The following is a 12,706-nucleotide window of genomic DNA, read 5'->3' as shown; positions in this document are numbered from 1 at the left end:
ACCATGCGAGTCGTCTGCGTAGCCGGGGCCCGCCCCAACTACATGAAGATCAAACCGGTGATGGACGCCCTGGAACGCCGGGGCACCGAGGTGGTCCTCGTCCACACCGGCCAGCACTACGACCCGGCGATGAACGACGTCTTCTTCGCCGACCTCGGCATCCGTCCGCCCGACCGCTTCCTCGGGGTCGGCTCCGGCAGCCACGCCGAGCAGACCGGCCGCGTGATGACCGCGTTCGAGCCGCTCCTGGACGAGGTGTCGCCGGACATCGTCGTGGTGGTCGGTGACATCAACTCCACACTGGCCTGCGCCCTGGTCACCGCCAAGGCCGGGCCGCTGCTGGCCCATGTCGAGGCCGGCCTGCGCAGCCGCGACTGGAGCATGCCGGAGGAGGTCAACCGGGTCGCCACCGACAGGGTCAGCGACTACCTGCTGGCCCCCTCCCCCGACGCCGCCCGGAACCTGCGGGCGGAGGGGTACCGGGAGGACCAGATCCACCTGGTCGGCAACGTCATGATCGACACGCTGCTGGCCAACCTGGAGCGGGCCCGGGCCTCGGACATCCTCGACCGATACGGCCTGTCCAGGGGCGAGTTCGGCCTGGTCACCCTGCACCGGCCCGCCAACGTGGACGACCCGGAGGTCCTGACCGGGCTGCTGAAGGCCCTGGGCGAGATCGCCGGCCGCTGCCCGCTCGTCCTGCCCGTGCACCCGCGCGCGGCCGGACGGCTGGCCGAGATCGGCGTCCCCGGGGGCATCCGGCTCGTACCGCCCGCCGGTTACCTGGACTTCATCGCCCTTCAGGACTCCGCCCGCGTCGTACTCACCGACTCCGGCGGTGTGCAGGAGGAGACCACCGCGCTGGGCGTGCCGTGCGTGACCCTGCGGGACAACACCGAGCGGCCCGTCACCGTGGAGCAGGGCACCAATGTGCTGGCCGGCCGGGATCCGGCGCGGATCGTGGCCACCGTCAACCGGGTGCTGGACGCTCCGCCCGCGGCGCGCCGGCCCGACCTGTGGGACGGCCGCGCGAGCGACCGTATCGCCGAAGTCCTGCTGGCGGGAGGCACCGCGAGCACCCGCCCGCGACCGACCGACCTGCCTGGACCGGCCGACCTGCCTGGACGGGCCGACCTTTCGAGCCCCGTCGACCAGCCGAGACCCACTGACCGAATCTTCACCATATGATCCGCTTGCGACATATGCTCGTCGAACGTCTGGTCGCGAGGGGGGACCGTCATGGATCTCGCTGAGATCTTCCGGGTCATGCGCAGGCGCTGGTACGTCCTGCTGCCGGGACTGCTGCTGACCGCCGGTCTGATCGTCGGTGTGACCCTGCTGGTTCCGGTCACGTACCAGTCGCAGAGCACCGTGGTCCTGCTGAACTCCCAGAAGGCCACGCGGGCTTACGACGGCAACCCCTTCCTCAGCACCCAGACCTCGCTCACCGGCATGGCCGACAGCCTGGCCCGCAACCTCAACTCCGACGACTCACTCCGGGAGCTCAAGTCCCGTGGCGCCAAGGGCACGTTCGAGGCCAAGCTCGCCGACAACGCGCAGGGGCCGCTGATGTGGCTCACCGTCACCGGCACCGACGAAGCCTCCGTCCTGGCCTCGGACAAGATCCTGACCGAGTACGCCAAGGAGCGGCTGGACCAGTTCCAGAAGCAGCAGTCGGTCGACCAGAAGGCCATGATCCGGATGACGACGATCGTGCCGCCGCAGAACCCGGTGGCGCAGACCAAGACACGGCTCGAATACATGGTCATGGCCGGGGCCCTGGGCCTGGTGCTCACCCTGGTCGCCGCCTTCTACGTGGAGGCGCGCAAGAGGCCGTCGCACACGCCCGAGCCGGAGGCCGGGCCCAGGGGGCCGGAGGAGGGGACGACCGCCCCCGTCCGCTCGACCGGGGAACCGGTCGCGGAAGAGACGCTCGCCATCCGGCAGCCGCCGAGCTGGTCGCGGTCCCCCGTGGACGGTGCGGCCGCCGCAGAGCCCGACGCGCCACGGCCCGCCATGGCCGTGGCGTCCGCCGCAGAGCCGCTCGACGAGGAGTCGACTCATGGACATCGCCCGCGCACCGGACAGCAAGACCGGTGAGACGAGCGACGCGCCCGCTCCTCCCGAACCCGTACCCCCGGACCCCGTGGTCCCGGCTGCTCCCTCCCTCGGCCGGAAGGTCCGTTCGGCGGCCCGGTGGAGTCTGATCAACACCGTCGTCCTGCGCATGGGCAACTTCGCGACCGGCATCGTGCTGGCGCGCTTCGCCCTGGGCCCCGCGGAATGGGGCGTGTACGGCATCGCCCAGACCGTGCTGCTGGTCCTGCTGTCCGCGAACGAGCTGGGGGTGGGCCTGGCCATCGTGCGCTGGGAGGGCGACGCACGGCGGTTCGCGCCGACCGTGCTGACCCTCAGTACCCTCTCCAGCGGCCTGCTGTACGTGGCATTGTTCGCGGCGGCACCGACGGTGGCCGGTCTGCTCGGCTCGCCGGACGCCGCGGGCGTCCTGCGGGTGATGTGCCTGTGCGTGGTGATCGACGGGGTGGCCCAGGTGCCCGGCGGCTTCCTCACCCGTGAGTTCGCCCAGGGCAGGCGGATGGTCATCGACGGGTTCAATTTCGTGCTCGGCACCGCGGTGACGCTGCTGCTGGCCTTCGAGGGCTGGGGCGCGATGAGCTTCGCCTGGGGCGCCGTGGCCGGGAACGTCGTCACGCTGCTCGGCTGCGCGCTGGCGGCACCGGGCACCCTGAAATTCGGCTGGGACCCCGAGCAGGCCCGGGCCCTGCTGAGGTTCGGACTGCCGCTGGCGGGAGCGAGCATTCTGGCCCTCGCGGTGGTCAACGTCGACACCATGGTGGTGGGCGCGACGCTGGGCAATGTGTCGCTGGGCTTCTACGTGCTCGCCTTCAACATCTCCGGCTGGCCCGTGCGGATCATCTCCGAGGCCGCCCGCCGGGTCTCCTTCGCCGGGTTCTCCCGCCTGGCCGACTCGCCGCAGGCGCTCGCCCAGGGCTTCAGCCGTGCCCTGGGCGTGCTGATCACCGGCACCGTCCCGCTGTGCGTTCTGCTGGCCGGCCTCGCGGAGCCGGTCATCCGGCTGGTCTACGGAAGCCAGTGGACCCCCGCCGCCACGGCACTGCCCTGGCTGATGGCCCTCGGCCTGATCCGTATCGGCGGCGAACTCGCCTACGACTGCCTGGTCGCGATCGGACAGCGCCGTTCGCTCTTCCTGGTACAGGGCCTGTGGCTGGCGGCCCTGATCCCGGTACTCCTGGTCACCGCCCATCTGAACGGCATCGTCGGAGTCTCCCAGGGCCATGTCCTGGTCGCCGGCGGCCTGGTGGTGCCGATCTTCCTGATCGCCCTCAGCCGTGCCGGCATCGGCCTCGGCCGGATCGCCAGGGCCTGCGCGTGGCCCTTCCTCGGCGGGGCCGTGATGGCCGCGATCATCCTCGGCCTTCAGCGCCCGTTCGGCGACGGGCGGCTCGCGCTCCTCGCCATCGGCACCATCGCCCTGGCCGGCTACACGGTGTGCGTACTGCCCAGCCGCGACTTCCTGCGCGGCCTCGGCCCGGCCGACCGGCCCCACCGCGGCCGGCACCGGGCGTCCGCACCGGTCCGGTCCACCCAACAGGACATGAGGTGAGCCGGATGACACGGCGTCTCAGCCGGAGCTCGCTCGCGTGGTCGCTGCTCGGCGCCTTACTGGCGGTCATGGGTACGGCCTGCTCGGGATCGGACAAGTCCGCGGCGCCGGACTGCGCGGACGACGCGCTGACCTGCCCCGCGAGCGGGTCCCCGGCGACACCGAGCACTGATCCGTCGACCGCGGCCGGCGAGACGACAGGGAGCCCCACCGCCTCACCGTCCCCGCCGACGACGCCCACCGCGACCGCCGGCACGAGCAACGCGTCCGAGAAACCCGCGGCCAGAACCGCGTGCACCTCTCCCAGTGCCTGCGGATTCCCCGACGCCCGCACCACCGGCCCCCGCATCCCCCTCAAACCCCACAAGACCGGCTACATGGCCGTCCGAACCAACGGCATGGTCATCCGGGGCTGGGACATCACCGGTGCACTCGACATCTACGCGAACGACGTCACCGTCATCGACACGAAGATCACCTCGGACAACTGGTGGGGCGTCAATCTGCGCCCGGGCTACCACGGCCTGCGGGTCCTGCACTCCACCATCACCGCCGTGCCCGGCAAGGGGCCCGACAACGGCGGCGTGGACTACGCGGTGTCGAACATGGGGACCAGCTCCATCGAGGTCGGCTGGTGCGACATCTCGGTGTTCGGCGACGCACTGTCCATGGGGCAGGGCAATCTGCACGACAACTACGTGCACGACATCGTCCCGTTCATCAACCAGGGCGGCGAGTGGCAGCACACCGACGCGGTGATCAGCGGCGGCGGCAACACCGGGCAGCTGATCATCCGCCACAACACCCTGCTGAACCCGACGAGCCTCAAGCAGGGGGCCTCGGGAAGCATCGGACTGTTCGCCGACGCCGGAGTGGTCCGCAATGTCACCGTCGACCACAACTGGATAGCCGGCGGCGCGTACGCCCTCTACGGCGGTGACACGGGCGCCACCGGGATCAAGGTCACGAACAACGTCTTCTCGACGCAGTACCACCCCGCCTCCGGCGGCTACGGCACGGTCGCCCACTGGAACGCGGGCGGCGCCGGAAACGTGTGGCGGAACAACCGGATGTCCGACGGCCGCCCGATCCAGCCGGAGCCGTCCTCGTGAGCGGCGCCATGACGCGCCGTGTCGCGCGGGCTCCCTGGACACTGCTCAAGGCGTTGTTCGGCTGGCTGGTGCTCTTCGAGGCCAGGAACAAGGTCCTGCTGGCCCCCAGCGCGGTGCGGCTGCGCCGGATCGAGGACGCCGAGACCCGAAGGCTGGCCGCCGGCCTGCCGTCGCCGCCCTCGGCGCTGGTCGCCACGGTGATCGCCACCCACCGACGTCCCGAGGCGCTGCGTGCCGCGGTGCGCTCGGCCCTGGACCAGACCGTTCGCGACCAGGTCGTCATCGTGGTCGACGACGGCGCCGGACTGCCCGAACTCCCCAATGACCCAAGGCTGTTCGCGGTCTCGCTGGCGCGCAACACCGGCGTGGCGGGCGTCGTGCGCAATGTGGGCATCCGCCTCACCCGCTCGCGGTACGTGGCGTTCCTGGACGACGACAACCTGTGGGAACCCAGCCATCTGGAACGGACGTTGGCGGTCCTGGAGTCCCCCGACGGACCCGACGGCGTCTACACCGCGCTGCGCCGCGTCCTGCCCGACGGCAGCGAGCAGGACGTCCTGTCGGTGCCCTACGACCGGCGCCGGGCCGCCCGCGAGGCCTTCCTGGACACCAACGCCTTCGTCGCCCGCCGCAACCGCTCCCTGCACTTCAGCCGCCTGCGCCGGACACCGGAGGTGCTGCCCAGGGAGGACTGGGAGCTGATCCGCCGGTACGGCCGCAGGCACCGGGTACGCCATGTGCCGCACCCCACTGTCCGGTATCTGGTGAACCCGGCCAGCTTCTACACGCAATGGCGACAGCCCAGTTGAGGCCCGCTACCTTTCCGCTCCGACCAACAGGTGGTTGATCCCGTGCCACGATCCCGCGCCCTCAGAAACAGATTCGTCGACGCGCCCGGCTCGCTGGGCGAGCGACTCCGCATCGCCCGCTGGGAACGGTTCCGGCGCTGCTTCCCCGGCATCGAGAACATGAGCGTGGTGGACCTGGGCGGGACGGCCGAGATGTGGCTGCGCGCACCGGTGCGCGCCAAGCACGTCCACCTGATCAACCTGGAGGCACACCCCGCCGAGCTGCCCGACTGGATCACCGCGGCGAACGCCGACGTCACCGACCCGGAGGTCGCCGCCGAACTGAGCGCCGACGGCGGCTACGACCTGGTGTTCTCCAACTCGACCATCGAGCACGTGGGCGGCCACAGCCAGCGGCAGAAGTTCGTCCGCGCCGTGGAGCAACTGGCGCCGCTGCACTGGATCCAGACGCCCTACCGCTACTTCCCGGTGGAGCCCCACTTCGTGGCGCCCGGCTTCCAGTTCCTGCCGCTGACCGCCAGAGCGCGTCTGGTCAGGCACTGGCCGCTCGTCCACAGCCGCCCCGACAGTCCGGAGTCGGCGATGAACGCCGTGATCAACATCGAGCTGCTGACCCGGGCCGAGATGCGCTACCTGTTCCCCCGGTCAGTGCTCCTCAGCGAGCGGGTGCTCGGCGCCCCGAAGTCGCTCATAGCCGTGAGAACGGAGCCCGCATGCTGAACAACCTGGTCAACAGACATGACGCCGACCGGCTGCTGCGCAAGGTGCGGAAGCTGGACCTGGACCCGGTACTGGCCAAGCTGCGGGTGCGCGGCGGTGCCCGGGTGGTCCAGCACTGGTCCCGGGTCGACCCGTCGCTGACCGAGTGGTGGGCGATACCGGCGGTCATCAAGCGGTGGAACCTGCTGATGACCGGCGACGCGGACACGTCGTTCCCCGAGTACGTGGCCGCCAAGCACTTCGCGCCGCGCACCGATCTGCGCGGACTGTCGCTGGGGTGCGGCACGGGCGGAAACGAGCTGCTCTGGGCGAGGACCGCCGCGTTCTCCCTCCTTGAGGGCGTGGACGTGGCGCAGCAGCGGATCGACTTCGCCACCGGCGCCGCCGCCGAGAACGGTCTCGCCGACGTCCTGCGCTTCCGGGTCGCCGACGTCAACCAAATGACCGCCGACGGGGAACGCTTCGACGTGCTGCTGGGCCTTCAGTCGCTGCACCACTTCGACAACCTCGACGAAACCCTGCCGCGGCTGTCCCAACTGATCGACCCCGGCGGGACGTTCGTGATCGACGAGTTCGTCGGCCCCACCCGGTTCCAGTGGACCGACGGCCAACTGGACGCGGCGAACGAGTTGCTGGCCCAGCTCCCCGAGGAGCGGCGGCGGCTGGCCGACGGCCGGATCAAGCACCGTGTCGTGCGGCCCAGCAGGCTGTCGATGGTGCTGGACGACCCGTCGGAGGCGGTCGACGCCGCGGCGCTGCTGCCGGGCCTGCGGCGCCATTTCGAGGTCGTCGAGGAACGGCCGTACGGGGGCACGGTGCTGCACATTGCGTTCTCCGGGATCGCGCACAACTTCCGTGACCAGGAGCCGGAGACGCTTGCGCTGCTGGACCGCTGCTTCGCCGCGGAGGACGCGGCCCTGCCGGAGGTGGGGCACGACTTCATCGCCATGGTGTGCCGGCCGCGCAGCGCGGGCCAGTAGCGCTCCGCGGGGTGGCTTCCCGCGCCACCAGACCAGCCCCGCCCGGGAGGTGAGTTACTCGGGACGGGGCTGAGCCACGTCAGGAGCGCGTTCTCCGGCGGCCGAGTCGCCGCGTCACAGGCACCTCGACGAACCGGTGCATGAGCCCCGCGAGCGCCACTGAGAGAGCGAGCGCTTCCACGGTGAGCGTCCATGCCTTCGCCGGCGCCGAACCCTGAGCGTCGAGCCCCCGCATCAGATCCACGATCACCGGCTGATGGATCAGTGACGCCGTACGCGCCGAAGTAGACGCCCGGGTCCGGCCACCACGCCTGAACGAGCCCGAGGTTCGCCGCTGCGGCATCCTCGCCGCTCGACGCCGCCAGAAGGCGCGAGCGGTGTCTCCTGGCCGTGCCGACCACATCAGGACGAAGCCACTGAGGACGACGAGGAACGAGACGCCTACGGCGCCGGCACCCGCCGTGCGAGCGAACGCGTGCCGCGTCGACGACGTAGCCGACAGCCCCGATATCGAGATGTGGAAGCAGAAGACGAGGAACGCGGCTTCGAATCGGAGTTCCGTCAGTGAGGGGGCATCGATCCGTCGGACTGCGTTCTGGCGGGCCTTTCCTATCTGTCGGTGACCTCAACTGGGTTCATGCCCCCCTGAGACTGCGTTGTTGACGGACGCTGCTCAGGACGCCCGGTCGGGCAAGGGCTGCGGCGGCCGCTCGGCTGGCCGGGCGGCCGAGCGCGGCGCGTGAGGTCTCCCGGAGCAGGACGGCGGCGCGGAAGGCGGCCGTGGCGAGGGGGCCGTGCCGGCGCCGGTACAGGCGGACGCGGTTGAGGGTGAGGAGCGTCCAGAGGCGGGGCGACACCTGAGAGTCGCCCCCCAGGTGAACGGCGTCGGCCGTCGGCTCCAGTTGGGTGACGTATCCCCGGTCCCGTGCGCGCAGGCAGTACTCGGTCTCCTCCGAGTAGAGGAAGAAGGACTCGTCCCACGGACCGCAGGCGGCGAGGCAGTCCCCCGAGACGGCCATGAGCGCGCCGGTCGCCCAGTCCGCGCGCGTGGGCCGCTGATACGCGGCGGGGTCGGTGACGAGCTCGCTCAGCGCCGGGAAGCGCCCGGCCCGGGTGTTGCCGATCACGGCCTCGCCGAGGGCCCGGAGCACGCTCGACTCGCGGCGCAGCGAATGATGGGGCGTGTCCCTGCCTTCTTCGTACAGGAGGGGTACGGCGATCCCCACTCCGTCTCCGAGGCTGTCGACGAGGCGTTTGGCGCAGCCCTGCCGCATCCGGATGTCGGGGTTGCAGATCAGAACGGCTTCGTATTCCTCGGCGGCGGACAGCGCCGCGTTGATCCCGGCCGCGTACCCGGCGTTGCGGCCGGTCTGGACGACCGTGGCGTCCGGGGCCAGCGTCCTCAGCACCTCGACGGTGTCGTCGGCGGAGTCGTTGTCGGCGACGACGAGCCGGTGGTCGAGCCCGGCCATGCCGTCGGGAAGTGCGGCGAGGAACCCGGGGAGCACCGAGGCGCTGTTCCAGGTGACGACGATGACGGCGACGGGGCTCATCGGGACTCCGCGAGTTGGGGGGCCTTGGCTTCGGATACTTCGGATGCCTTACGGGGGGCGGGGACGGCGGCGGCAGTCGCCTCGCGGCGGATGAAGCCGAGGTAGCTGCCGCCCGCACCCAGGGTCAGGAAGAACATCCCGGCGTACATGGGGAAGCTGAGCGCGTCGAAGGTGGCGCTGATGACCAGGGCGACCAGGGCCGAGGCGAGGAAGGCCTGCCCGAGTTCCCGGTCCGACTCGGTACGGGCGAGCCGGCGGATGGCACCGCCTTGGTGGATCCCGGTGACGAACAGGACGAGCAGCGCGACCAGCCCCACGGCGCCCGTCTCGGCCAGGGTCAGCATGTACTGGTTGTCCGTGAAGAAGTACAAGTCGGGGGTGAAGGTGCCGAATCCCCGTCCGAACCAGGGGCGTTCGCTGAGGTAGGGGACGATCGCGCTGTACTTCACGGTGCGCGCCTGGGTGCTGCTGTCGGAATTGGACAGGAAGCTGGCGAACAGGTTGGTGATGGTTCCGATCAGCCCTGGGATGATCACCTTGAAGCCGGCCACCGAACCCAGGACGATTCCGATCGCGGCCCAGCGCCGCTGCGGCTTCCAGCGGGGCACCATCACCAGGATCACGATGAAGGCGCCGATGATGGACGTCCGGGACACCGTCAGCGGAAGCGCGCCCGCCATGATCGCCACCGGGGCCCAGCGGCGCAGCGCGCCGGCGTGCCGGCGCACCGGGTCGAACGCCTGATGGACGGCGAAGGGAACCAGGATGGCGAGCATCCCCCCGAACTCCAGCGGATGGGCCGTGGTGGAGCGCGGCCGGGTGAACGAGCCGCGGTCCATGGCGCTCATCCCGGCGGTGCTCGAATGCAGGCCGGGAATGTGGATGGAGTCGGCGATGTTGGTCGCGGCGAAGAAGTCGTAGTAGCCGATCAGGGCGACCACCGTGCCCAGAACGACGAGCCGGCGCATCAGGGTCTCCAGCCGGCTGCGCTCCTGGATGCCGGCCGAGGCCAGCAGCACCAGCGCCACCCACACCCCGAGCCCGATGAGCCCCCGGTCGGCCCCGAGGACCTCCTCGTGCGCGCTCTCGCGGGTCGCGTCCGCGAGGTACGACAGCAGCACCGCCGCCGCCAGCACACACATCGCCACGCGCGGCAGCCTGGTGCCCTTCGCCGGCAGGATGCGGCCGCCGAGCCAGGTCGCGAGGTACCAGAGGAGTCCCAGCAGGGCGAAGACGTTGGCCGGGGTGCCGACACCGCCCAGCGCGGGCAGGGTGAGGTTCGACGGGACGAAGAAGGCCAGCACCAGATAGCCGGTGAGGATGGTCGTGGCGTCCAGTCTCCGCACCAGCAGGCCCTTGGGCCGCTCGGGCGGCCGGGCGCGATGGCGCCGGGGAACGTATCCGGCCACGGCGCGTCCCCGCCGGCGGACCACCGCGACGCCTTCGGCCAGGATGGACAGCAGGAACGCGCTGACCATCCCGACGATGACGACCGAGGCGATGCCCTGGTACCGGCCCTTCGACTCGGAGACCGGTGTCTGTGGCAGGACGACCGGCGCGGTCTGCACCGTGTACACCTTCGGCACCTTGGAAGCGGCCTGTAGGGCCTTCAGCTGCTCCCCGGTGAACTTGGTGAGGGTGGTGGTCTCCCGGAGCACCTTCGCCCGGTCGGTTCCGGTGACGCTCAGGGTGAGCAGCGGGCTGTCGGCCTGCGGCGCGAAACCGACCGTGTACTGGTCCGTGACGCCGCGGGAGCGCAGTTCCTTGGCCGAGTCGCTCGACTGGAGCGTCCTGATCAGCACGTCGGCCGTGACGACCAGCGAACCGCCCGCGTTCGACAGGGGGTTGCCGAAGGTCGGCGCCAGTTCGGCGATCGCCGCGGAGTCGAGCAGCGTGACGGAGCTCTGCGACTCGTAGGACACCGGGATGGTCCGGTACAGATACCCGCCCGCGAGCAGACTGAGCAGGGTGAGGGGCACCATGAAGTACCAGCGCCTGCGCATGATCGCCAGGATGTCGGCAAGGCTCACGAGAACTCCCTTTTGGTGGCGGTTCGCCCCGGGGCCTGCGAGGATCGGTGGCGACGGAAGGATTTCCTGTGTCGCCTCGTGACGTCGCCGAAGCGCTGCTCCGCCGCTGGTACGTGCTGCTGCTCGCGCTGGCGCTGACGGCCGCCGGAGCCTACAAGGTGCTGCATCCGGCCCCTCAGTACCTGAGTTCGGCGGTGGTCGTCCTCAAACCGCCCGTGACGGGCAACCAGCCGAACCAGCTGACGAATCTCCAACCGCCGCTCGCCACACTGTCGTACGGGGTCATCCAGCAGCTCGAGTCGCCCGCCGGGCGCAAGGAGCTGGACTCCGTCGGCGTGCACGGGACGTTCCAGCTGATCCCGCGCAACAGCGGCACCAGCGCGACGCCGCGCTATCTGATCCCCTCGGTGCAGGTGCAGGCGCGGCGGGCCGGTGCCGTCGAGGCCGACACGGCGGTCAGCCGGGTCATCGAGGTCTACACCAAGCATGTGGCGGACCTCCAGGAGGCGCAGGGGATCGCCCCCGGGTCCCGGATCAGCGCATCCGTCCTGGTGGCCCCGAGCGCCGCCCCGGAGCAGGGCACCAGGACCCGGGCCCTGGCCGGTACGGCGCTGCTGGGCGGAGTCGCCGGGATCCTGGGCGCGCTCTGGTTCGACCAGTACGCGCTGCGGCGCAGGAGGCGGAAGGGCGACTCCCCGGACCCGGTGCGTCATACCGCCGGGATTCCGGTGGCCGGCTGAGCTGAGATGATCACACATCAGATACCGCGGCGCTTCCACGACTCCCACCACAGCCACTCCCGCCCGCGCTCGGCCACGGCCGACCACACGAGGGGCTGAAGATACGGCATGGTCTGCGGGCCGATCCGTCTGCGCAGCCGCAGCGCGCGGTACTCGGGCAGCGCTTTGTATGCCGGCAGGCACTGCTCCGCGAACGCCACGCATTCGTCGACCGGTACGACTGTGGTACGTCCGCGGTCGTAGGCGCGGTAGGCCCGGCGCAGGGCGTGGCGGGCGAGGCGCGTGTGGACCTGGTCGGCCAGGCGCTCGGCATGGGGCAGCCGGTCGGCGCACTTGACGAGCACCGAGTCGAAGGCGACGAGGCGCTGACGCAGGTCGTCGAGCTGGCCGCCGAAGTCGACGGTGGACATGTTCTTGCCGTGGACACGATAGAAGGCCTGGTCGGCGCCGCGGATGTAGCCGACGTCGGCGTGGGCGGCGAGCCGCATCCACATCTCGATGTCGCCGGCGTGCGGCAGGGCGGGGTCGTAACCGCCGACCTTGCGCTGGAGGCCGGTGCGGACGACGACTTCCGGCGAGGTGATGCAGCCGGTGCCCTCGCGGAAGCGGCGCTCCAGCCACCACTGTCCGGGGTAGACGGCCGAACCGGTGCTCTTGGTCCGGGCCTTGGGCAGCGGCCCGCCGTGCTGGAAGCGCAGGGGCCGCCCGTAGGCGAACCCCGCCTCGGGGTGAGCGTCCAGGAGCGCGGCGGCGCGGACCAGCGCGCCCGGGACCAGCCGGTCGTCGGCGGAGAGAAGGGCCACGTAGTCGCCGTCGGCCCATTCCAGGAGGCCTTCGTTGTACGTGGCGATGTGGCCCTTGTTGGTTTCGTGGACGTAGACCTCGATCCGCGGGTCGGAGGCGGCCAGCTTGTGCGCGACCTCCGCCGAGTCGTCGGGCGAGGCGTCGTCGATGATGAGTACCCGGACGTCAACGCCGTCCTGCTCGTCCAGGACGCTGCTCACGCAGTCGGCGAGGAAATGGCCGTACTTGTAGCAGGGGATCACAACACTGACGCTGCTCATCGGTGTGGAAGCCAATCCCCGTCGGTGGTCCGCGCCCGGCCGGGCGCGGACC

11 protein-coding genes are annotated in these 12,706 nt (G+C 70.7%); 8 read left to right on the top strand and 3 right to left on the bottom strand.

Annotated elements, in window-relative coordinates; genetic code table 11:
- The first annotated feature begins 3 nt into the window (after positions 1 to 3).
- From wecB to ACWGJM_RS46240, 7 genes are read left to right on the top strand one after another with little or no spacing between them, the layout of a single operon-like run.
- The gene (gene wecB, locus ACWGJM_RS46270; RefSeq protein WP_453417806.1) at positions 4 to 1,188 is read left to right on the top strand and encodes a non-hydrolyzing UDP-N-acetylglucosamine 2-epimerase; all 1,185 of its coding nucleotides are present in this window, start codon (positions 4 to 6) and stop codon (positions 1,186 to 1,188) included.
- 51 nt (positions 1,189 to 1,239) lie between these two features.
- A complete protein-coding gene (locus tag ACWGJM_RS46265) occupies positions 1,240 to 2,100 on the top strand; it encodes a chain length determinant protein (RefSeq protein ID WP_453417805.1) in 861 nt (286 codons plus the stop codon).
- Complete coding sequence (locus ACWGJM_RS46260; RefSeq protein ID WP_453417804.1) at positions 2,063 to 3,646, top strand: lipopolysaccharide biosynthesis protein; 1,584 nt, start codon at positions 2,063 to 2,065, stop codon at positions 3,644 to 3,646. The genes ACWGJM_RS46265 and ACWGJM_RS46260 overlap by 38 nt, the downstream gene beginning before the upstream one ends.
- Positions 3,647 to 3,651: 5 nt before the next feature.
- The gene (locus ACWGJM_RS46255; RefSeq protein ID WP_453417803.1) at positions 3,652 to 4,758 is read left to right on the top strand and encodes a hypothetical protein; all 1,107 of its coding nucleotides are present in this window, start codon (positions 3,652 to 3,654) and stop codon (positions 4,756 to 4,758) included.
- Between the two features lie 8 nt (positions 4,759 to 4,766).
- The gene (locus tag ACWGJM_RS46250; protein ID WP_453417802.1) at positions 4,767 to 5,567 is read left to right on the top strand and encodes a glycosyltransferase family 2 protein; all 801 of its coding nucleotides are present in this window, start codon (positions 4,767 to 4,769) and stop codon (positions 5,565 to 5,567) included.
- Positions 5,568 to 5,609: 42 nt separating this feature from the next.
- Entirely contained in the window at positions 5,610 to 6,287 is a 678-nt protein-coding gene (locus ACWGJM_RS46245; protein WP_453417801.1) for a class I SAM-dependent methyltransferase, read from the top strand.
- The gene (locus tag ACWGJM_RS46240; protein WP_453417800.1) at positions 6,281 to 7,267 is read left to right on the top strand and encodes an SAM-dependent methyltransferase; all 987 of its coding nucleotides are present in this window, start codon (positions 6,281 to 6,283) and stop codon (positions 7,265 to 7,267) included. Before ACWGJM_RS46245 ends, ACWGJM_RS46240 begins: the two co-directional genes overlap by 7 nt.
- Before the next feature lie 635 nt (positions 7,268 to 7,902).
- Here ACWGJM_RS46240 and ACWGJM_RS46235 read toward each other — a convergent pair.
- Together ACWGJM_RS46235 and ACWGJM_RS46230 are read right to left on the bottom strand one after the other, a co-directional pair.
- Positions 7,903 to 8,820: a glycosyltransferase family 2 protein gene (locus ACWGJM_RS46235; protein ID WP_453417799.1), complete on the bottom strand. Its 918-nt coding sequence runs from the start codon at positions 8,818 to 8,820 to the stop codon at positions 7,903 to 7,905.
- Complete coding sequence (locus ACWGJM_RS46230) at positions 8,817 to 10,850, bottom strand: O-antigen ligase family protein (protein WP_453417798.1); 2,034 nt, start codon at positions 10,848 to 10,850, stop codon at positions 8,817 to 8,819. The genes ACWGJM_RS46235 and ACWGJM_RS46230 overlap by 4 nt, the downstream gene beginning before the upstream one ends.
- Positions 10,851 to 10,918: 68 nt before the next feature.
- On the opposite strand from ACWGJM_RS46230, the gene ACWGJM_RS46225 reads away from it, so the two are divergent.
- A complete protein-coding gene (locus tag ACWGJM_RS46225; protein WP_453417797.1) occupies positions 10,919 to 11,590 on the top strand; it encodes a hypothetical protein in 672 nt (223 codons plus the stop codon).
- Between the two features lie 17 nt (positions 11,591 to 11,607).
- Here the strand turns inward: ACWGJM_RS46225 and ACWGJM_RS46220 are convergent.
- Positions 11,608 to 12,706: glycosyltransferase family 2 protein (locus ACWGJM_RS46220; protein ID WP_453417796.1), on the bottom strand; the 1,099-nt coding region annotated here is incomplete at its 5' end.

The sequence above is a fragment of the Streptomyces sp. NPDC054834 genome (assembly GCF_053611185.1).
This window is presented reverse-complemented; position numbering and strand designations above follow the sequence as displayed.